The 20627-nt window shown below is 66.0% G+C and carries 15 protein-coding genes; 10 read left to right on the top strand and 5 right to left on the bottom strand.

The window, feature by feature from the left end; all coding sequences use genetic code 11:
• The first annotated feature begins 130 nt into the window (after positions 1-130).
• On the top strand, positions 131-1447 hold the full coding sequence (locus tag LDO14_RS18180; RefSeq protein ID WP_223992814.1) for a response regulator transcription factor family protein: 1317 nt from the start codon (positions 131-133) through the stop codon (positions 1445-1447).
• 28 nt (positions 1448-1475) lie between these two features.
• On the opposite strand, the gene LDO14_RS18185 is transcribed toward LDO14_RS18180, so the two are convergent.
• Entirely contained in the window at positions 1476-1757 is a 282-nt protein-coding gene (locus tag LDO14_RS18185; protein WP_134165083.1) for a hypothetical protein, read from the bottom strand.
• A gap of 132 nt (positions 1758-1889) precedes the next feature.
• The gene (locus LDO14_RS18190) at positions 1890-2570 is read right to left on the bottom strand and encodes a GntR family transcriptional regulator (protein WP_018771777.1); all 681 of its coding nucleotides are present in this window, start codon (positions 2568-2570) and stop codon (positions 1890-1892) included.
• Positions 2571-2692: 122 nt separating this feature from the next.
• Between LDO14_RS18190 and purU the strand changes: the two genes are divergently transcribed.
• The 9 genes from purU to LDO14_RS18235 all read left to right on the top strand — a co-directional run bounded on the left by purU (position 2693) and on the right by LDO14_RS18235 (position 16199).
• Positions 2693-3598, top strand: a complete 906-nt coding sequence (purU, locus tag LDO14_RS18195; RefSeq protein WP_018771778.1) for a formyltetrahydrofolate deformylase — start codon at positions 2693-2695, stop codon at positions 3596-3598.
• Positions 3599-3647: 49 nt separating this feature from the next.
• Positions 3648-6140 carry an FAD-dependent oxidoreductase gene (locus LDO14_RS18200; protein WP_134165082.1) on the top strand — a complete coding sequence of 831 codons (2493 nt, stop codon included), beginning with the start codon at positions 3648-3650 and terminating at the stop codon, positions 6138-6140.
• 4 nt (positions 6141-6144) lie between these two features.
• On the top strand, positions 6145-6771 hold the full coding sequence (locus tag LDO14_RS18205) for a cyclodeaminase/cyclohydrolase family protein (protein ID WP_134165081.1): 627 nt from the start codon (positions 6145-6147) through the stop codon (positions 6769-6771).
• Complete coding sequence (locus LDO14_RS18210; protein ID WP_018771781.1) at positions 6768-7673, top strand: bifunctional 5,10-methylenetetrahydrofolate dehydrogenase/5,10-methenyltetrahydrofolate cyclohydrolase; 906 nt, start codon at positions 6768-6770, stop codon at positions 7671-7673. Before LDO14_RS18205 ends, LDO14_RS18210 begins: the two co-directional genes overlap by 4 nt.
• A gap of 157 nt (positions 7674-7830) precedes the next feature.
• A complete protein-coding gene (locus LDO14_RS18215; RefSeq protein ID WP_134165080.1) occupies positions 7831-9162 on the top strand; it encodes a molybdopterin molybdotransferase MoeA in 1332 nt (443 codons plus the stop codon).
• 529 nt (positions 9163-9691) lie between these two features.
• Entirely contained in the window at positions 9692-11104 is a 1413-nt protein-coding gene (locus LDO14_RS18220; protein ID WP_018771783.1) for an MFS transporter, read from the top strand.
• A gap of 256 nt (positions 11105-11360) precedes the next feature.
• Positions 11361-13868 carry an FAD-dependent oxidoreductase gene (locus tag LDO14_RS18225; protein ID WP_134165079.1) on the top strand — a complete coding sequence of 836 codons (2508 nt, stop codon included), beginning with the start codon at positions 11361-11363 and terminating at the stop codon, positions 13866-13868.
• A 499-nt stretch (positions 13869-14367) separates the two neighbouring features.
• On the top strand, positions 14368-15846 hold the full coding sequence (locus LDO14_RS18230) for an HNH endonuclease signature motif containing protein (protein ID WP_223992816.1): 1479 nt from the start codon (positions 14368-14370) through the stop codon (positions 15844-15846).
• A gap of 134 nt (positions 15847-15980) precedes the next feature.
• The gene (locus tag LDO14_RS18235; RefSeq protein ID WP_056391747.1) at positions 15981-16199 is read left to right on the top strand and encodes a hypothetical protein; all 219 of its coding nucleotides are present in this window, start codon (positions 15981-15983) and stop codon (positions 16197-16199) included.
• 77 nt (positions 16200-16276) lie between these two features.
• Here LDO14_RS18235 and LDO14_RS18240 read toward each other — a convergent pair whose 3' ends face one another.
• The 3 genes from LDO14_RS18240 to LDO14_RS18250 form a co-directional block, all read right to left on the bottom strand.
• On the bottom strand, positions 16277-18625 hold the full coding sequence (locus LDO14_RS18240) for an FdhF/YdeP family oxidoreductase (protein ID WP_223992818.1): 2349 nt from the start codon (positions 18623-18625) through the stop codon (positions 16277-16279).
• A 140-nt stretch (positions 18626-18765) separates the two neighbouring features.
• Positions 18766-19386, bottom strand: a complete 621-nt coding sequence (locus tag LDO14_RS18245; protein ID WP_223992820.1) for an MBL fold metallo-hydrolase — start codon at positions 19384-19386, stop codon at positions 18766-18768.
• Positions 19383-20489 (bottom strand): S-(hydroxymethyl)mycothiol dehydrogenase, encoded by a 1107-nt coding sequence (locus LDO14_RS18250; RefSeq protein WP_223992822.1) that lies wholly within the window; start codon positions 20487-20489, stop codon positions 19383-19385. Before LDO14_RS18250 ends, LDO14_RS18245 begins: the two co-directional genes overlap by 4 nt.
• Positions 20490-20627: the final 138 nt, after the last annotated feature.

A 20627-nucleotide genomic window follows, 5' to 3' on the forward strand; every position in this document is an offset into this window, starting at 1 on the left:
ATCTCCTCCTTCATCGTGTACCTGGCATCCATCGTGCCGAAACGGGCGGGTAGGTGATACGCCAATTCGGGATGGTTTTAACCACCCGTTCGGGTAGTTCAGGACGGGATTCTTCGCGTAATCTGTCGAGATGATTGAGAGCACCCCGCCCGTTCGGCTGGTTACGGACTTCCCCGAAACCGCCCTTCCCTGGCCCCTGCTCCGCGCGGTGGCCCGGATCGCGGAGGCGCCCCTCTCCGCCATTGCCGAACGGCTGCACGAAGCTGTCCGCCCCTACACTGGCGGCGACGCCCTGGTGATCTTCACCGAGGAATGCACAGGACGCCCGCAGAAGAAGTCAGGCGACGGGGAGGTGGTGGCCCGGGTATCGATCAGCGAACTCCAGCAGCTGCGCGAGCAGGTGGCCGCTGAGGGGCCTTGGGCGGGAACGGCACAGATCGCAGGCAGGCAACGGCAGGCCTTCGCCCTGAGGTACGCTCCCAGCAACGCTTTGCTGGTCATTACCTATCCCGGGACGGCCGGGGGCCGGCAGCAGGCCGGGGACATGGAGAACCTGGACCTCGTGTCCTATCTCTGGGTAATGGCAGCACGCCGGATCCAGGAGAAGGTGAAGGATGCGCCGCCGTCCTACCTGCTGGAGTCACGGGCAGCATCCGCGGAACGGATCAGGGTCACGGGCGAGCTGGTGGACCTTCATTCCACAACCCTGGAAACCATCCTGGCGGCCGCACGGTCAGGCTCCCTGGATGACGCAACGGCACGGGCCACCGTCAGTGACGCCGCGGCCAAGGCGCTGGTGGAACTGCGCACGCACAATGACCAGACGGCAGAACTGGTGAAGGAACCGGTGGCCACCGCCTTCGAACGGCTTCGCGAGGATCTGCGTCCGCTGACCCGGTTCAGTGGGATCGACGTGCAATTCATCGAACCCCCCTTGAATGGCCGGGCGCTGCCCGGCGAGGTAGCCATCGCGGCGCGGGCCATCGTGCGCGGGCTGCTGTTGGCCATGATGGAGCAACCGGAAGTCCGCAGGGTGCGGACCCAGTGGGACTGCGACGGCGAAAACCTGCTGATCAATGTCCGGGACGACGGACGGGGCGGACTCTCGGCTGACGCCCCGAACATGGAACGGCTGCAGCGCAGGGTCCAGGCACTGGACGGCCGCATGGAAGTCGATCTCATGCCGGGGTGGGGCGCGGACATTTCCGTCACGCTGCCCCTGGACCCGCCTGCTTCTCCGGCAGACGTCTCGGGCTGGAACCTCGCGGCCCGGGAACTCGAGGTCCTCCAACTGCTGGCTGCGGGCCAACGCAACCGAAGCATAGCCGCCGCGCTCAACATCAGCGAGAACACGGTCAAGTTCCACGTGCGGAACCTGTTCAGGAAGCTGGGCGTGGCTTCGCGGACCGAAGCCATTGCGCTGACCCACAGCCACGGACTGCGTTAGGACCTGCAGCGTCGAGGGCTAAGAACAGTCACACCCAGATCTGGTAGCCCGATTGCTTGTCGAAGATGCGCCGCGTGCTGATGCCCTCGGCGGCTATCCAGAGCACCGATCCATCCTCCGCAGCCTGGTCCACCACCCCGCTGGCCACGCACTCCCCCAGTAGCCACACCTCGACATTGCGGCCAGGCAGGCGCGCCCAGTCAGTCCGGAGGCCAAGGGCCTTTTTCGACGTGCCGCCGCCCTGGCCACGTTGTTGACGGTCAAGGCCGGTGGCTCTCCGCGGGGCTTCAAGGGTTGCCTGGGAATTCACTGGTCGCTCCGTTCGCCGGCGCCATCGCCGCTCATGGGAATCCAACTCTGATATTTGATTGATATATCAATCTGGATTCAGAGTATGGTGCAGGTCACACCCGATGTCAACAGACGCGCAGACCGGCCGGGACTAAGCCTTGAAGAGGGCCTCCCGGACCGCATGCTCGAATCCACTCACGTGGGCCTTGGCAAGCTCGGAGGCCCGCTCCTCATCCCCGTCAATGACGGCGCGGAGCAGATCGAGGTGTTCGCGCACGTGGTGGGACAGGTCCGGCAGGCGGTCGATGACCATGCACCAGATCCGCGTTGCCAGGTTGTCATAGCGGATCAGGATGTCCTCCAGGTGAGGGTTGGCAGCGGCGGCGTAAATGCCCTGGTGCACCCGGGCATCCAGCTGCAGCGTCTCGGTTACGGTTGCTGCGGCAACATCGAATGCCTCGACCTTCTCGAGCGTGGCACGCAGCCCGTCCCGAACCGCCGGGGATGCCACCCGGGCAGCACGTGCGGCAGCAAGGGGCTCGAGCTGGGCCCGGATTTCCGAGATGAAGGAAAGGTCGGTCACGTCCACCCTGGTGGCGAAGGTACCCCGCCGGGGGTAGGTCTTCACCAGCCGGTCCAGCTCCAGCCGCTTCAGCGCTTCGCGCACCGGAGTCCGCCCCACGCCCAGGTTCTTGGCAAGGAGCTCGTCATTCAGCAGCTCGCCGGGCTTGATTTCAAGGGTCAGCAACCAGTCGCGGATGCTCTCGTACGCGACGTCTGCCAGCGACTTCCTGCCGGCGTCGTCCGCCACCGCCAAAGCTTCGAATGCCATGCTGAGCCCCTTCTTCCCAACCAGAAAAAAACTATTGACCTCGCCTCGAGACCAGTATACGCTGACACCCAATCTAATATATCAGTCCGCAGCTTTTGAATATATCTAGAAGGAGGAGGGACATGACCCTCATTGAAACAGCTTCAGCAACCGCTACCCTGCCGGCGCTCAAGGAAGAGCAGGCGCAGAAGTTCGTGCTGACCTTGTCCTGCCGCGAGCAGGCAGGGATTGTGCAGGCCGTGACCACGTTCCTCTTCGAGCGTGGCTTCAACATCGAGGAACACCAGCAGTTCGATGACAGCCTGCGTGAGACCCTGCACCTGCGCACAGCGTTCTCCGGCTCCCCCAACTACACGCCGGCGATGCTCGAGGAAGAATTTGCGTCCATTGCAGGCCGGTTCGACATGAGTTTCAGCTTCCACGACAAGACCCAGCCGCGCGTTCTGGTGATGGTGTCCAAGTTCGGGCACTGCCTGAATGACCTGATCTTCCGCTGGCGCGGCGGCAGCCTTGGCGGCGAACTGGTAGCGGTCGTTTCCAACCACGAGACCCACCGTGCAATGGCGGAAGCCGCAGGGCTCCCCTTCATCTACGTCCCCGTCACACCGGACACGAAGGCCGACGCCGAACGCAGGCTGCTGGAGCTGGTGGAGGAGTACGAGGCCGACCTCGTGGTCCTGGCCCGTTACATGCAGGTGCTCTCCGACGATCTCTGCCGGGCGCTGGAGGGCCGGGCCATCAACATCCACCACTCCTTCCTCCCTGGCTTCAAGGGCGCACGCCCCTACCACCAGGCCTACGACCGCGGAGTCAAGCTGGTGGGCGCCACCGCCCACTACGTCACGGCGGACCTGGATGAGGGTCCCATCATCGAGCAGGAAGTCATCCGCGTGGACCACAGCTACGGCCCGGCGCAGCTGTCCACCGTGGGCCAGGACGCCGAGGCACTGGCCCTCTCCCGCGCCGTCCGCTGGCACTGCCAGCACCGCGTGCTGCTGGACCAGACCAGCACCGTGGTGTTCCGGTAAGCAGCCCTCGTCCGCAGACCTAACCCGTAAAGCAGCAGGAGAGACTTCCTTGGAATCGTCACCACGCATTGTCATTATCGGAGCCGGCATCGTCGGCACCAACCTCGCGGATGAACTCGTCACGCGCGGCTGGAACAACATCACCGTCCTGGACCAGGGACCCCTCAACATGCCCGGCGGCTCCACCTCGCACGCCCCGGGACTGGTCTTCCAGACCAACCCCTCCAAGTCCATGGCGCTGTTCGCCAAGTACACCGTGGAGAAACTGCTGTCCCTCACCGAAGACGGCGTCAGCTGCTTCAACCAGGTGGGCGGCCTGGAGGTTGCCACCACCGAGACCCGCCTCGCGGACCTGAAGCGCAAGCTCGGCTATGCGCAGGCATGGGGCATCGAAGGCTCCATTCTTTCCCCGGCAGAATGCAAGGAGCTTTACCCGCTCATCAACGATGAGGACATCCTCGGCGGCCTGCACGTCCCGAGCGACGGCCTGGCCAGCGCGGCGCGGGCGGTGCAGCTGCTGATCAAGCGCACCGAAGCGGCCGGCGTCAAGTACTTGGGCAACACCACTGTGACCGGCATCGAACAGTCCGGCAGGCAGGTCACCGGCGTCCAGACGCCCGACGGCGTGATCCCGGCAGACATCGTGGTCTCCTGCGCCGGCTTCTGGGGTGCAAAGGTGGGCGAGCTGATCGGCATGTCCGTGCCGCTGCTGCCCCTGGCCCACCAGTACGTCAAGACCACCCCGGTTCCGGCACAGCAGGGCAAGAACGAACTGCCCAACGGCGCCCGGCTGCCCATCCTCCGGCACCAGGACCAGGACCTCTACTACCGCGAACACGGCGACCGCTACGGCATCGGCTCCTACGCCCACAAGCCCATGCCCGTGGACCTCGACGAACTCGGCAGCTTCAAGCCGCATGAGATCAGCGAGCACAACATGCCGTCCCGGCTGGACTTCACCCTCGAGGACTTCCTCCCCGCGTGGGAAGCCACCAAGCAGATCCTGCCCGCCCTGCGCGAAAGCGAGATCGAGGACGGCTTCAACGGCATCTTCTCCTTCACCCCCGACGGCGGATCCCTCGTTGGCGAGTCCAGGGAACTCGACGGCTTCTTCGTGGCCGAAGCCGTCTGGGTCACCCACTCCGCCGGCATCGCGCGCGCTGTGGCCGAACTCCTGGTGGACGGCAAGTCCTCCATCGACCTGGGCGACTGCGACATCCACCGCTTCGAGGACGTGCAGCTGACCCCCGAATACGTCAGCGAAACCTCGCAGCAGAACTTCGTGGAGATCTACGACGTCCTGCACCCGCTGCAGCCCAAGCTCTCCCCGCGCAACCTGCGCGTCAGCCCCTTCCATGCCAGGCACAAGCAGCTGGGCGGCTACTTCCTGGAAGGCGGCGGCTGGGAACGGCCCTACTGGTTCGAGGCCAACGCCGAGCTCCTCAAGGAGATGCCCGCTGACTGGCAGCCGCCGGCCCGTGATTCCTGGTCCGGCATGTTCAGCTCGCCTATTGCCGCGGCCGAGGCATGGAAGACGCGCACCGCCGTCGCCATGTACGACATGACCCCGCTCAAGCGCCTCGAAATCTCCGGACCGGGCGCCCTGAAGCTGCTGCAGGAACTGACCACCGCGGAAATGAACAAGAAGCCCGGAGCCGTCACCTACACGTTGCTCCTGGACGAGCAGGGCGGGGTCCGCAGTGACATCACCGTGGCCCGCCTCAGCGAGGACACCTTCCAGCTCGGTGCCAACGGCAACATCGACACCGCCTACTTCGACCGGGCAGCCCGGCACCAGACAGCAAGCGGCAGCGCCGACGACTGGGTCCAGGTCCGCGACACCACCGGCGGCACCTGCTGCATCGGCCTGTGGGGCCCGCTCGCCCGCGACCTCGTCGGCACCGTCAGCAGCGATGACTTCTCCAACGATGGCCTGAAATACTTCCGCGCCAAGAAGGTGGTCATCGGTGGCGTCCCCGTTACCGCCATGCGCCTGTCCTACGTCGGTGAGCTGGGCTGGGAACTGTACACCAGCGCCGACAACGGACAGCGGCTCTGGGATGCCCTGTGGAAGGCCGGCCAGCCGTTTGGCGTCATCGCTGCCGGGCGGGCCGCGTTCAGCTCGCTCCGCCTGGAAAAGGGCTACCGCTCCTGGGGCACGGACATGACCACCGAGCACGACCCCTTCGAGGCCGGCCTGGGCTTCGCGGTGAAGATGGCCAAGGACAACTTCGTCGGCAAGGCGGCCCTGGAAGGCCGCACGGAGGAGAACTCCGCGCGGCGCCTGCGCTGCCTCACGGTCGACGACGGCCGCAGCCTGGTGCTCGGCAAGGAACCGGTGTTCTACAAGGACCAGGCAGTTGGCTACGTGACCAGCGCCGCCTACGGCTACACGGTCAGGAAACCGATCGCCTATTCCTACCTGCCCGCCGAAGTTTCGATCGGCGACTCCGTGGAGATCGAGTACTTCGGACGCCGGATCGTTGCCACGGTGACCCAGGACCCGCTGTACGACCCCACCATGACCCGGCTCCGCGGGTAGTGCCATGATCAGCTCAGAGACAGTCAGCAGCTACCTCACACGCCTGGCCGCAAAACAGCCCACGCCGGGCGGCGGTGCAGCCGCGGCCCTGCATGCGGCCCAGGGGGCAGCCCTGGTGGCCATGGTGGCGCGTTACACCACAGGCGCCAGGTACGAACAGCACGCACCCCAGGTGCAGCGCATTACCCAGGCAGCAGACAATCTCATTACCGAGGCACTGCGCCTGGCCGACGCGGACGAACAGGCCTTCCAGGCAGTCATCGACTCCTACAGGCTGCCGTCCGACACGGATGAGTCCAAGGCCGCGCGCGCGGCCGGGATCCAGTCGGCACTCATCCAGGCTGCACAGACACCCGCCCAGCTCATCAAGGTCTCAGGCGACATCGTGGACCTCGCCACGGAGCTGTTCGACGTGGCCAACGCGAACGTCATCAGCGACGTGGCAGCGGCTGCCGATGCCGCCCGCGCAGCTGCCGCCACCGCGCGCGTCAACATCGACATCAACGTCGTGGCGGTCAAGGACCCGGAGGCACGCGCGCTGCTTGCTCGGCAGACGGACGGTATTGAGGAAAAGGTAGTCCTGGCGGCTGAGGCCCTCTCGGCCCGCGTGCGGGAAAGGATCCTTGGTTGAGCACCGCAGTACTTTCCGGAAAGCCTTTGGCCGGTTTGTTCCACAAGGAAGTGCAGGAGCAGGTCCGGTCGCTTGAACTGGACGGCGTCCGCCCGGTCGTGGCGGTGGTCATGGCGACCGCCGATGAGTCAACGCACTGGTACGTCCGCTCCATCGAGCGGGCAGCGGAGCGGGCAGGAGTGGGTTGCCGGATCATCGACCTGGGCCATGACGCAACGGAACCGGTGCTGGCCAGCGTCCTGCGGGACCTGAGCGCCGAACCGTCCGTGAACGGCATCATCCTGCAAACTCCACTGCCGCCCGGTGTCCGGACGGACAACCTGGTGGGCCTTATCGCCCCGGAAAAGGACATTGACGGCGCAAATCCGTTGAGCCTGGGTCGCCTTGCCGTGGGGCAGCCGGCCTTTGCGCCCGCCACCGCGCGCTCCGTCGTCGAAATCCTGGATCATTACCAGGTTCCCCTGGCGGGCAAGGGCGTGGTGGTCGTGGGCCGGTCCGCCGTGGTGGGCAAGCCACTGTCCCTCCTGCTGCTGGCACGCGATGCCGCCGTGACGGTCTGCCATTCCAGGTCGGGCCCTCTTGAGCGCTACACGAAGGATGCCGACGTCGTGGTGGTCGCCGCCGGACGCGCCGGCCTGCTGACCGGCAGCCATGTCTCCTCCCGGACGGTAGTGGTCGACGTCGGCACGAACGTCCTTCCCGACGGCTCGCTGGTGGGTGACGTGGACGAAGCCGGCGTCACCGGGACGGCAGCGGCGCTCACCCCGGTTCCCGGCGGCGTGGGCTCAGTGACCACGGCATTGCTGCTGCTTCACACCGTGGAGGCTGCACGCAGGCAAGTGTCTTCCCTGCCGCTGGCGGCCGGGCCCCTGGAGTCCCAGGTCCTGGAAGCCGCGGGCTAGGAAAGGCACAGCGTTAGCAACGGGCGTCCCGTTTTCCGTGAAAGGTGCTTCGATGGGCCTAAGACCTGGGGAGGTATTCCTCATCGAAGCACCGTTTTCGGAAAACGGGACCCCGCAACCGGCATGGTGCCGGTGACTTAACAAGGAGGGGCCCCGGATGCCTGCCAATGGATTGACAGCCAGCGTTTCAAGGAGCACGGCTGCGCCGGGTCCCGTCCCGGAACGCGGGTGCATACCGTGGTCCGAAGCGCGCCATGTGGCCTTCGGTTCCGCCGGTCCGCTCCCGCCCGTGGCAGTCCCGCTCGCTGAAGCCAATGGACGCACGCTGAGCCGGGATGTCACCGCCCTCCAGGACCTCCCGCATTATGCCTCGTCCGCCATGGACGGTTGGGCCGTGAACGGGCCTGGTCCATGGCTGCTGGCCGGAGCCGGCCAGCATGGATCCCTGCCCGGTGAGGGCAACAGATTTTTATCCGCAAACAGTGCCGCCGTGATTGCCACCGGCGGCCTGGTACCGCACGGCGCCGACGCCGTCCTGCGCAAGGAAAGCGGCCTGGCCGTGCGGGACCCCAACGGCAACCACATCCTGGCGCTGCGTGCCGATGCGAAGCCCGGTGAGCCGTGCAGCGGCCAACACATCCGCCCTGCCGGGCAGGAAGCCCGGTCAGGGGACGTACTCATCCCTGCCGGCACCGTCCTTAATCCCGCGCACGTGGCCCTGGCTGCGGCGGCAGGGCACGACACCGTCCAGGTCCGCGCCCGGCCCGCTGCCGCCGTCGTACTCACCGGCGCCGAAGTGGTGACGCAAGGAATTCCGGGCCCGGGACAGGTCCGGGACACCTTTGGCCCGCAGCTCGGACACGTGGTTTCCCTGCTCGGCGGTGTTGCGGACAGCCCGCAAAGAATCGGTGACTCGTTCAGCGATTGGCTGGCTGCCCTGGCGAACCCGGTGATGCCCCATGGCGGGCACGCAGACGTGCTCATCACCACCGGCGGCACCGGAAAATCCGGCACCGACCATTTCCGTGCCGCCGTCGACGCCATGGGCGGGCAGTTGCTGGTGGACGGCATCGCGATGCGTCCCGGCCATCCGGCCGTGCTCGCCGGGCTTCCGGACGGGCGGTTCGTGATCGGTCTTCCGGGCAATCCGCTGGCGGCCGTGATGGCCCTTCTCACTGTCGGCGCACCCCTGATCGCCTCGCTTGGGGGCGCGCAGCTGCCTCCGTTGCAGCTCGTGATGTCCGGCTGCGACCTCGAGGGCGATCCGGGAAGGACACGCCTGGTCCCCTGCCGGTTCCTGTCCGGCCTTGCGTTCCCAGTCCAGCACACCGGGCCCGGCATGATGCGCGGGCTTGCCTGGGCGGACGCGGTCATGGCCGTTCCACCCCAGGGTGTTGACTCGGGAGGACCCGTTCCCGTGCTCCCGCTTCCGTGGGCAGCACCAGAAACCACAAGGACACCCGGAGCGGAGGCCACCATCCCACCCTGACGCACAGGTTTGCCCTGTTTACCCCCTCACCAGGCACTCGATATGGCAGAGGTCTCCCTGTCCCAGCGGTCAGGGCCTTTGGTGTGACCCGGAGTCCCCAGCAGGAGCGCCTACACACTTTGCCTTTAGGGGGTCACACTCTTGACATTGAATGTGAGCTAGCGCACGATTTTGTTGCATACAGCGAAGGTTGTTGATCATCACGGAACGAGGCACGCCCGGATACGCTCCTCCCGTCCCCCGGCTCCACCCGTGATGACTTTGGGGAACAGACGAACGAATTCATGATGGCCGATCCGAAAGGGGCCCTGGCCCGTGCATCGGCCGCACAACGCTGCCAGTATCCATGCGGCAGCGCCAGATCACCAAAGGAAACTGTCTATGACTATCAGGGATGGCAGCACCATCGATCAAAGCAGCGCGGGGCGCCGGAACCGGGGAACGACGCCGAAGCCTGTCCGTGGGTCCAGGAAACAGCGCTCTGGCACCTTCAGCGGTTTGCGCTGAAGCCGGAAGGGAACGAATCTCAATGATCAATCCAACCAAGACGACGGCCCCCGTCGACACCTCCTCATCAAAAGAGACCAGCTCCAAGTTCAAGCGCCGCTTCATGATGCGGCTTGTAGCGGTCTTCATAGGCGGGATGTTCCTCGACGGTTACATCCTCGGAATCATCGGCCCGGTCACCGGATCCATGCGGTCAGATCTCCAGCTCGACGCACTATCGCTGGGCATGATCGCTGCAGGCCCGCTGGCTGGTATATTCATCGGCTCCCCGCTGGCTGGCTGGGCTACTGACAAGTTCGGACGCAAGCCAATGTTCCTGGTGGACATGGGCCTGTTCCTGGTCGCCTCAGGAGCCCAATTCTTCGTAACCTCTGGAGACGGCGCCGTGATCCAGTTGGCCATCATCCGATTCATGATGGGCGTCGCGATCGGCGGCGAGTACTCAATCGGTGGGCCACTGCTGTCAGAGTTCTCCCCACCCAAGCTCCGCGGGCGGTTGCTCGGGCTGACCCTGATCGCCTGGTACGTCGGTTTCATGATGGCATTCATCATCGGCACGCTCCTGCACGACGCCGGCACCCCATGGCGCCTAGTACTCGGCACGAGCACGATACTGGCATTCGTTCTGTTCCTCGCCCGCATGGGCCTCCCCGAATCGCCGAGCTGGCTCATTACTAAGGGACGGCACAAGGAAGCACTCGAGATCGCACACCGATATGTCGAATCGCCGCAGATGCACGACAGCATCACCGGAGAGATGGATCTGAGGATGCTCCAGGAGGCCCAAGCCGCGGAGAGTGGGACCAAAATCAAGAACGCCTCCTTCGGAATGCTGTTCTCGAGGCAGTACTGGCGCGCCACTGTCTTCACTGCAGGTTTTTGGTTCTGCGCGGTCACTCCGTACTTCGCGATCGCGACCTTCGCCGACGAGGTACTCAACCAATTCGGCTTCGGCGGCGGCTGGGCCGGTGGAGTCGGCCTGTCCGCACTTGCGGTCGCGGGCGTTGTCACCAGCGTACTTCTGATTGATAAGCTCGGCCGCCGAATCCTCACTGTGCCCGGGCAGTGGCTCTGCGCGGGCATCCTGCTGGTCATCGGAGTATGGGGGAACGCACCAGCGATCCTCGTGCTCGTCCTGTTTCTCGCCTTCTCCTACTTCAATGCCGGCTACACCACGATGACCCAGGTCTATCCGGCCGAGGTATTCCCCGGCCACCTGCGCGGCGTCGGTATGGGCTTCGCCGCGTCCTTCAGCCGGATCGGAGCCGCACTCGGCACCTTCGCCCTGCCATGGGCGATCGCCAACATAGGCATGGGCGCAACCATGGTCGTAGCCGCCGCCGTCGCATTACTCGGCGCAGTCCTCTCGCAATGGCTCGCGCCTGAGACAAAAGGGCGCACCCTCGCCGAGATTTCAGCAGACTTCTCCCACTGACACCGGGACCGCACGGACACACGCCGCCGGATAACCGGAGCTGCACCAAAGAGGCCTTCGCCGCACCAGCGGCGGGGGCCTCTTTGCCGCCTGTGATCACAGCACCGCCCATCCCCGCAACAAAGCAGGAAACCCTTGACATCCTATGTGAGCTGAGACACCCTGTTGCATATAGTGATGCGCGTTGCTCATAGCGAAGCGAACTCCATCACCCCGGCCAGGCGGATTTCAGCACCAACCAGGAGAACCAAGAATTATGAGCGCATCACCCCGCGTCGTCATCATCGGAGCCGGCATCGTCGGCACCAACCTCGCCGACGAGCTGGCAAGCCGCGGCTGGAACGACATCACCGTCGTCGAGCAGGGCCCGCTGGAGCTCGCAGGCGGCTCCACGTCGCACGCCCCTGGCCTCGTGTTCCAGAACAACCCGTCCAGGACCATGACGGAATTCGCAACCTACACCGTTAACAAACTGCTCGCCCTGACCAAGGACGGCCAGTCCTGCTTCAACCAAGTGGGCGGCTTGGAACTGGCAACCACCCCAGAGCGCCTGGCCGACCTCAAGCGCAAGATGGGCCTGATGACCTCCTGGGGCGTCGAAAGCCGGATCGTGGACGCCGACGAATGCGAAAAGATCTACCCGCTGCTGAACACCGGCAAGCTTACCGGCGGCCGCGAGGTCCTGGGCGGCCTGCTTATCCCCACCGACGGTATCGCCCTGGCGGCCCGGGCCGTGCAGCTGCTGATCGAGCGGACGCGCGAACTCGGTGTCACCTACCTCGGCTCCACCACCGTCACCGGCATCGCACGGGAGGGCAGCAAGGTCACCGGCGTCGAGACCTCCTCCGGTGTGATCCCAGCCGACATCGTGGTGTCCTGCGCAGGGTTCTGGGGCCGTGAGCTCGGCCGGATGGTGGGCCTGGAGGTGCCGCTGCTGCCGCTGGCCCACCAGTACGTGGTCACCACGCCCCTTGCCGAACTTGAGGGCGTCAACGAGCTTCCGAAGGGTGCCAGCAAGCCGATTCTGCGCTACCAGGACAAGGACCTGTACTACCGCGAGTGGGGCGACCGCATTGGCATCGGCAGCTACGCCCACCGTCCCATGCCCGTGGACATGGCTGCACTGCCCAAGGTCCCGGCCGGGGAGATGTCCGACCACCGCATGCCCTCCCGCCTGGACTTCACCCTTGAAGACTTCGTGCCCGCGTGGGAGGACAGCCAGGACCTGCTGCCGGCACTGCGCAGCACCGGAATCCAGGACGGCTTCAACGGCATCTTCTCGTTCACCCCTGACGGCGGCCCGCTCATGGGCGAGGCGCCGGACCTCGACGGCTTCTTCGTGGCCGAGGCAGTGTGGGTCACGCACTCGGCCGGCGTCGCCAAGGCCATGGCCGAACTGCTCGTCGACGGCCAGCCGCAGACCGACCTGCACGGCTGCGAGCTGACACGCTTCGAGAAGGTGCAGACCTCCGACGCGTACGTCAGCGAGACGTCGCAGCAGAACTTCGTGGAGATCTACGACGTCCTGCACCCGCTGCAGCCCCGCGAATCCCCGCGCGACCTGCGCGTCAGCCCGTTCAACGTCCGCCAGAAGGAACTCGGGGCCTTCTTCCTGGAGTCCGCCGCCTGGGAGCGCCCGCACTGGTTCGAAGCCAACCGCGGACTCCTGGCCGAACTGCCGGAAGAATGGCGGGCTCCTGGGCGCGACGAATGGTCCGCCATGTTCCACTCCCCCATTTCCGCCGCCGAAGCGTGGAAGACGCGCACCGCCGTCGGACTTTTCGACATGACGCCGCTGAAGCGCCTCTCCGTCGCCGGCCCCGGCGCCCAAGCACTGCTGCACCGCCTGAGCACGGGCAATATCGCCAAAAAGCCGGGTGCCGTGACGTACTGCCTGCTGCTGGCGGACGACGGCGGCATCCGCAGTGACGTGACCGTCGCCAGGCTCGCCGAGGAGGAGTTCCAGCTGGGCGTCAACAGCAACGTTGACTTCGACTACCTCCGGGTGGAGGCCCGGAAGCAGTCGGCCGCTGATCCTGCCCAGTGGGTCCACGTCACCGACATCACGGGCAGCACCTGCTGCATCGGGCTCTGGGGCCCGCTGGCCCGCGAGGTCATCGGCAAGGTCAGCGGGGACGACCTCAGCAACGACGGCCTCAAGTACTTCCGCACCAAGGAAATCTCCGTTGGGGGCATCCCCGTTACGGCCATGCGGCTCTCCTACGTGGGCGAGCTCGGCTGGGAGCTCTACACCACGGCCGAATATGGGCTGAAGCTCTGGGACCTGCTGTTCGAGGCGGGCCAGGAGCACGGCATCGTCGCCGCCGGCCGCGGTGCCTTCAACAGCATGCGCCTTGAGAAGGGCTACCGGCTGTGGGGCACGGACATGACGTCCGAGCACCACCCCTACCAGGCCGGCCTTGGCTTCTCCGTGGCCAAGGACAAGACGGGCTTTGTTGGTGCCGAGGCCCTGGCGTCGCTCCGCGAACAGCCGGCGGCCAAGACACTGCGCTGCCTGACGGTCGACGACGGCACGTCCGTGGTGCTGGGCAAGGAACCGGTGTTTGTGGCTGGGGAAGCCGTTGGGTACGTCACGAGCGCGGCGTACGGCTTCACCATCCGCAAGCCCATCGCCTACGCCTGGCTGCCCTCGTCAGTGTCCGAAGGGGACGCCGTGGAGATCGAGTACTTCGGCCGGCGGGTGGCCGCCACCGTCACTGCGGAGCCGCTCTTTGACCCGGGCATGGAACGCCTCCGCGGCTGACCAGCCCCGCCCAAAGGGTGGGTGGACCTGCTTGAGACCGGCAGGACCACCCACCCTTTTTGGTGCCTCGGGGAGGGCACTGATTCGCGCGGCAAAACCGTGTCGTAGACTCACCGGAGCAACAACAAATTTGAGGGAACAGGTGTTTGGGGGAACAGCGTGCTGACCAGGGTGTGGCCAGATGACATTCTGGCGTCACTGCCGTGATTCAGCAGCGCCCGGGCCGCCGCCCTTGGACGGTCGCCGCGGTCTGCGTGATGGTGACCTCGCTGACGCTCCTGTTGTTCGGCCCGTCCCTGGGTCCTCCCGCTCGCCGTCGACATACGCGGGAGGGGCAGCGACGGCAGGACTCATGATTGCGTACTGGGCCTGGCGCCTCCCCCGCCGTTCCCGCCGGGTGCAGCGCCATGACGGAGCCGTCGTTTAGCTCCGATCTCCCCTGCCGGTGAAAGGTCCGGCCGCTCCTCTTAATGTCAGACCCTCCCCCGATGATTAGTTCATGGGGAAAGCAGCGGTGGCCAAGGCATATGCGGATATCCGTGGTGCCCTTGCTGTGCTTCATGCCGAGGTGGAGGGGCACGGTCCCGAGCCGTTCTCGCCGGCTGATCCCTTGGCGGGGCTCGCCGATGGTTGCCTTGATATTCTTGCCGGGGCCCGTCAAGTGGAGGCAGGGTTCGCGGCGATAAAGGCGAAGGCCGCGGTGACGTACTCGGACAGCGCCCATCGTGTTGCCGGGCCGGATGCTTCGGTGCAGGCGCAGGAGATGGCTGTCGCGGCTGAGGTCGGGTGTGTGCTGTCTCTGGGGCCGCGGGCCGCGTCGTCGTTCCTGGCCGCCTCCCACGCCCTGGCCACCACGCTGCCCCGGACGCTGTCGGCACTGGAAGCCGGGGACCTGTCGTGGCAGCATGCCCTGGCCATGGTTGACGAGACGGCCAGCCTTGATGCCGCCGGTGCCGCCGCACTGGAAGGGCACTTCCTGGACCCGGGCGCCCCGGACCCGGCACGGGGCTGCCCGGCCGGGCAGATGCCCGCGCACCGGTTCAGGGCCAAGGCAAGGATTTGGCGGGAACGCCACCATGCCGAGAGCATCGGAAAACGCCACGCTAAGTCCGTGGCGGATCGGCGGGTGGAGTTCCGGCCGGACCAGGACGGCATGGCCTGGCTCTCCGCACACCTGCCCGCCCATCAAGCCTTGGCCGGCTGGAACCGGCTCACCGCCCTCGCCCGGAGCATGCAGGGCCCCGACGAGCCCCGCAGCATGCCCCAGCTCCGGGCCGACACCTTCGCCGACGCGATTCTGGGCAGCGGCACCGCAACCGGGGATGTTGAAGTCGGTGAAGCAGCACATGTCCCATCGCCACGGATCCAAGCGCAGGTGCTGGTCACCGTCCCGGTGTCCTCGCTGATGGGATTGACCGATGAACCAGCCATGCTCGACGGCTACGGGCCCATCCCGCCGTCCATGGCCAGGCAACTCGTCGCCAACGGCGCCAGCTCGTTCTACCGGGTGTTGGTGGATCCGCGGGACGGGGCGCCGCTGGAGATCGGGCGGACCAGCTACAGGGTCACGGGCGCGATGCGGGCCTGGCTGCGGCTGCGGGACGGAAAATGCCCGTTCCCCGGTTGCAGCAACAATTCACTCGACAACGACGCCGACCACATCCTCGCCTGGAACAACGGCGGCACCACCGGGATCTCCAACCTGGGACAACCCTGCCGAAAACACCACAAACTCCGGCACAGCACCGGCTGGACACCCACCCCGGCCACCAGGAACGAACCACCCGGCTGGACCTCACCCACCGGCCGCCATTACACGTCCGAACACCAGGATTGGGAACCACCATGGTGGCCCCAGTGGTTCAAACGGATAGTGGGACCCCCCGGAAGGTCACTCGGCGGCCCACCGGACCTTGCGTTCATTCCGCTGTCCCCGGGAGAAGAAGCCTTGGAACGGTTCCTCCACGCCCCCGTATGAGGACTGCTGCACCCCGGTCTGCTTTGGACGTGCCCCACGGTTCTACTGGGCGGACTGTATGCCGGGAGCATGGCCGGAACGCGGCCCACGTTTACCCCTTGCCGCCGTTATGACCCAAGTGTTTGGTTGTTGGCATGGCTGATGAAGAGGTATCCAAGAACGTTCCTTCCGACGAGCACCTGCGGCAGGATGTCGCACCCGGGTCGGAGGGGGAAGCCCAGGACCCACAGGACGGGCAGTTTGCCCCCGGTCAAACGAACGCCGGCCAGCAGGTGTCGGGGCTTGCCTCGGCCAGCGGTTATGGCAAGGACCTGGATCCGGAGGCCGAGCCCCACGGAAACAACCCTGTTTAGGCCGTAAACGACGGAAGAGCGCCCCCGCCTCCCCGCTGTTATCCAGCCGGGGACGCAGGGGCGCTCTGTCGCGCCATCTACACGCTGGCCTGCAGCAATCCTGCCTCTTCGGCCACCGCGTCCTCGCCCTTGTGGGGTTCGAAGCGGACGAACATGGCCTTGAAGCCGGGGGTGTTGGAGATGCGGGCCACGTTCTCCTTATGGACCAGGGCGTTGGCCTCGGGGAAGTACGCCGCGGCGCAGCCCTTGGCAGTCGGGTAGGCCACCAACCGGAACTTGTCCGCGCGGCGGTCCACGCCCTGGAAGGTGCTGACCACGTCCACGAGCTCCCGGTCCTGGAAGCCGGATTCGGCGAGGTCGTCGGGGTGGATGAGGATCACGCGGCGGCCGCCGGAGATGCCGCGGTAGCGGTCATCCAGGCCGTAGAACGTGGTGTTGTACTGGTCGTGGCTGCGGATGGTCTGCAGCACCAGGTGCCCCGGCGGCGGGGTGAGGTATTCCAGCGGGCTGACCGTGAACCGGCCGCGGCCGATGTCCGTGGCGAAGGAGCGGGTGTCGCGCGGCGGGTTGGGCAGCACGAAGCCGTTCTTGGTCCGGACCCGGGCGTTGAAATCCTCGAAGCCGGGCAGCACGCGGGCAATGTGGTCGCGGATCACGTCGTAGTCCTCGGCCATGGCCTTCCAGTTGACGGGGTGGTCCGGGCCGAAGGTCGCCTCGGCCATCCGCGCCACGATGACGGGCTCGGCCAGCAGGTGCTCGGAGACAGGGGTCAGGCGGCCCTGGGTGGAGTGGACCACGGACATGGAGTCCTCCACCGACAGGAACTGTGCGCCGTTGGGGTGCTTGTCGTCCTTGTCGGTCCGGCCCAGGGTGGGCAGGACCAGCGAGGTGCGGCCGTGCACGATGTGGGAGCGGTTGGGTTTGGTGCTGATGTGCACGGTCAGGCCGATCCGCTGCATCCCGGCTTCCAGGGCCTTGGTGTCCGAGCAGGCGAGCGAGAAGTTGCCGCCCATCGAGACGAACACGTCCACCTCGTCGCGCTCGAACGCCTCCATGGATTCCACGGCGTCGTAGCCGTGGTGCCGGGGGGAGGTGATTCCAAACTCGCTGTCCAGGGCCTGCAGGAGCCATTCCTTGGGTTTCTCCCAGATGCCCATGGTCCTGTCGCCCTGGACGTTGGAGTGCCCGCGGACCGGGCAGGCGCCGGCGCCGGGCTTGCCGAAGTTGCCCTGCAGCAGCAGCACGTTGACCATCTCCTTGATGGTGTCCACCGAGTGTGGCTGCTGCGTCACGCCCAGCGCCCAGCAGAAGATCGAGGCCTTGGACGCCACCAGCATCGACGCCACTTTCTCGATCTGCCCACGGGACAGGCCGGTGGCCCGCTCGGTCTCGTCCCAGTCCAGAGTCCGGCGGGCTTCACGGTAGGCGTCGAATCCGTCCGTCTGCGCGGCGATGAAGGAATGGTCGACGACGGTGCCCGGGTTGGCTTCTTCAGCCGCCAGGAGCAGGTGGCCGAGCGCCTGGAACAGCGCCAGGTCCCCGCCCACCTTGATCTGCAGGTATTCGTCCGCGAGCGGGGTGCCGCCGCCCACCACGCCGGAGACGGTCTGGGGGTCCTTGAAGTTGAACAGGCCCGCCTCTGGCAGCGGGTTCACGGCCACTACCTTGCCGCCTTTGTCCTTGCATTCCTTCAGCGCGGACAGCATGCGGGGGTGGTTGGTGCCCGGGTTCTGGCCGACGACGAAGATCAGTTCGGCGTCGTGGATGTCGTCCAGGGACACCGTGCCCTTGCCGATGCCGATGGTCGGGTTCAGCGCCGAGCCGGAAGACTCGTGGCACATGTTGGAGCAGTCGGGCAGGTTATTCGTCCCGATGGACCGGGCGAACAACTGGTAGAGGAAGGCTGTCTCGTTCGCGGTGCGTCCGGAGGTGTAGAAGACGCAGCGGTCCGGGGTGCTGGCCCGGATGTGCTCCCCGATCAGCTCGAACGCGTCATTCCAGGAGATGGGCGAGTAGTGCGTCTCGCCCTCCCGGATCACCACCGGTTCGGAAAGCCGGCCCTGGTTGCCCAGCCAGTACTCGGTCTTGGTGGACAGCTCGGCAATGGAGTGCCTGGCCCAGAACTCCGCACCTACGGTGCGCAGGGTGTTCTCCTCGGCCACCGCCTTGGCGCCGTTCTCGCAGAACTCGGCCGTCTTGCGCTTCTTGTCCGATTCCGGCCACGCGCAGCCCGGGCAGTCGAAGCCGCCACGCTGGTTCAACCGCAGCAGCGACTGCGCCGTGCGGGCCACCCCTGCCTGGGCGACTGCACGCTCCAGGGCAACCATGACGGCCTTGACGCCGGCGGCCTCGGTCTTAGGCTTGTGGACCTCAAGGTTGTCCTCATTGATGTCCGCGACGGGGGCGGGCTGCTTACCGAACTTCATCGTTCCAACTTCCTTACCGGCCTGTGTTGTTCGAAGGTGAGTGTTGTTCGAAGGCGAGTGGTGTTCGAGGGCCAGTGAAAGGCGCGCCGGGCCTCCCGGCGCGCCTTTCTCCGGCACGTCACCTTACTGAATGTCGCGCGCTACTGGGCTACCTTCGCCAGCGTTTCCTGCTCGGCGGCGATGGTGGTGTTCCCGCCGTGGCCGGTGCGGACCACGGTGTCGGCCGGCAGGGTCAGCAGCTTCCCCCGGATGGACGCCAGGATGGTGGGGTAGTCGCTGTAGGACCGTCCGGTGGCGCCTGGGCCGCCGTTGAACAGCGTGTCCCCGGTGAAGACCGTCCCCTCGCTTTCCAGGTGGAAGCAGGTGGACCCGGGCGAGTGGCCGGGCGTGTGGATTGCCTTCAGGGTTGCCCCGCCCACCTGGAACACGTCACCGTCGGAGTGGTAGTGGTCCGGTGTGGCGTCCGGGTAGACCTGCTCCCAGAGCACCAGGTCCTCCTTGTTCAGGTGGATCGGAGCGCCCAGGGCATCGGCGACCTCGCGTGCGGCACCGATGTGGTCGTTGTGCGCGTGCGTGAGCAGGATGGCCTTCACCTTCCGGCTGCGGACCTGGGCGATGATCGCGGCGGCGTCGTGCGGCGCGTCGATGATGATGCATTCCTCGTCATTGCCCACGATCCAGACGTTGTTGTCCACGTCCCAGGTGCCGCCGTCGAGCGAAAATGTGCCGGAGGTGACCAGGTTTTCGATGGTGACGCTCATGCGGACGCCCCCGCCGGCTGGACCTCGACGACGGAGCGCAGCACCTTGCCCTCGTGCATCTTGCCGAACGCTTCCTCCACCTGGTCGATGGTGATCCGCTCGGACACGAACGCGTCGAGGTCCAGGTTGCCCTGCTTGTAGTGCGAGACGAGCATCGGGAAGTCGCGGGAGGGCAGGCAGTCGCCGTACCAGGAGGACTTCAGCGATCCGCCGCGGCCAAAGACATCCAGCAGCGGCAGTTCAAGCGTCATCTCCGGCGTCGGCACACCCACAAGGACCACGCGGCCGGCAAGGTCGCGGGCGTAGAAGGCCTGCTTGTAGGTTTCAGGGCGGCCGACGGCGTCAATCACCACGTCCGCTCCGTGGCCTCCGGTGAGGGCACGGATGGCCTCCACGGCGTCCTCCCGGCGCGAGTTCACGCCATGGGTGGCACCGAGCGACTTGGCCATGTCGATCTTGTTGTCGTCGATGTCCACGGCGATGATCGTCGTCGCACCGGCCAGCCTGGCCCCGGCGACCGCAGCGATGCCCACGCCGCCGCAGCCAATGACGGCCACGGATTCCCCGCGCTTGACCTCGCCGGTGTTGATCGCGGCGCCGATGCCGGCCATGATGCCGCAACCCAGCAGGCCCACCGCGGCTGCGTCAACGTCCGGGTCCACCTTGGTGCACTGCCCGGCGGCGACCAGCGTCTTCTCGGCGAAGGCGCCGATGCCCAGGGCCGGCGAAAGCACGGTTCCGTCCTCCAGGGTCATCTTCTGCGTGGCGTTGTGCGTGTTGAAGCAGTACTGCGGCTGGCCCTTGGCGCACGCGCGGCACTGCCCGCAGACGGCACGCCAGTTAAGGATGACCCGGTCACCCGGGGCCACCGAGGTCACATCCGGGCCAACGGCACTGACCACACCGGTGGCTTCATGGCCCAGGAGGTACGGGAAGTCGTTTCCGATACCGCCCTGCTTGTAGTGCAGGTCGGTGTGGCAGACGCCGCAGGTCAGGATGTCCACCAGGGCTTCCCCCGGCCCCGGATCCGGCACCAGGATGGTCTCCAACGACACAGGGGCGTCCTTCTCCCGGACAATGACAGCTTGAACCTTGTGGACCATTGTTCTTGTGTTCCTTTCCTGGACCTTGGCAGTCCGGTAAGTCGGCGACGTGTGCCAATCTAGCTGACGCAGCTGTTCAAGGACGGGGTCTTGGGCCTACCAACCCCTGAACAATTGCGTAATGCACAACAGAATGCA

Origin of the sequence: Arthrobacter sp. NicSoilB11 (assembly GCF_019977375.1) — a bacterium.
GTDB lineage: Bacteria > Actinomycetota > Actinomycetes > Actinomycetales > Micrococcaceae > Arthrobacter.

Excerpts from the sequence above, each read along its gene's own strand:
- LDO14_RS18245 (WP_223992820.1), bottom strand. The coding sequence starts at position 19,386 with ATGAGCGTCACCATCGAAAACCTGGTCACCTCCGGCACATTTTCGCTC.
- LDO14_RS18190 (WP_018771777.1), bottom strand. The coding sequence starts at position 2,570 with ATGGCATTCGAAGCTTTGGCGGTGGCGGACGACGCCGGCAGGAAGTCG.
- purU (WP_018771778.1), top strand. The coding sequence starts at position 2,693 with ATGACCCTCATTGAAACAGCTTCAGCAACCGCTACCCTGCCGGCGCTC.
- LDO14_RS18240 (WP_223992818.1), bottom strand. The coding sequence starts at position 18,625 with ATGAAGTTCGGTAAGCAGCCCGCCCCCGTCGCGGACATCAATGAGGAC.
- LDO14_RS18215 (WP_134165080.1), top strand. The coding sequence starts at position 7,831 with ATGCCTGCCAATGGATTGACAGCCAGCGTTTCAAGGAGCACGGCTGCG.
- LDO14_RS18250 (WP_223992822.1), bottom strand. The coding sequence starts at position 20,489 with ATGGTCCACAAGGTTCAAGCTGTCATTGTCCGGGAGAAGGACGCCCCT.
- LDO14_RS18235 (WP_056391747.1), top strand. The coding sequence starts at position 15,981 with ATGGCTGATGAAGAGGTATCCAAGAACGTTCCTTCCGACGAGCACCTG.
- LDO14_RS18220 (WP_018771783.1), top strand. The coding sequence starts at position 9,692 with ATGATCAATCCAACCAAGACGACGGCCCCCGTCGACACCTCCTCATCA.
- LDO14_RS18180 (WP_223992814.1), top strand. The coding sequence starts at position 131 with ATGATTGAGAGCACCCCGCCCGTTCGGCTGGTTACGGACTTCCCCGAA.
- LDO14_RS18230 (WP_223992816.1), top strand. The coding sequence starts at position 14,368 with ATGGGGAAAGCAGCGGTGGCCAAGGCATATGCGGATATCCGTGGTGCC.
- LDO14_RS18225 (WP_134165079.1), top strand. The coding sequence starts at position 11,361 with ATGAGCGCATCACCCCGCGTCGTCATCATCGGAGCCGGCATCGTCGGC.
- LDO14_RS18205 (WP_134165081.1), top strand. The coding sequence starts at position 6,145 with ATGATCAGCTCAGAGACAGTCAGCAGCTACCTCACACGCCTGGCCGCA.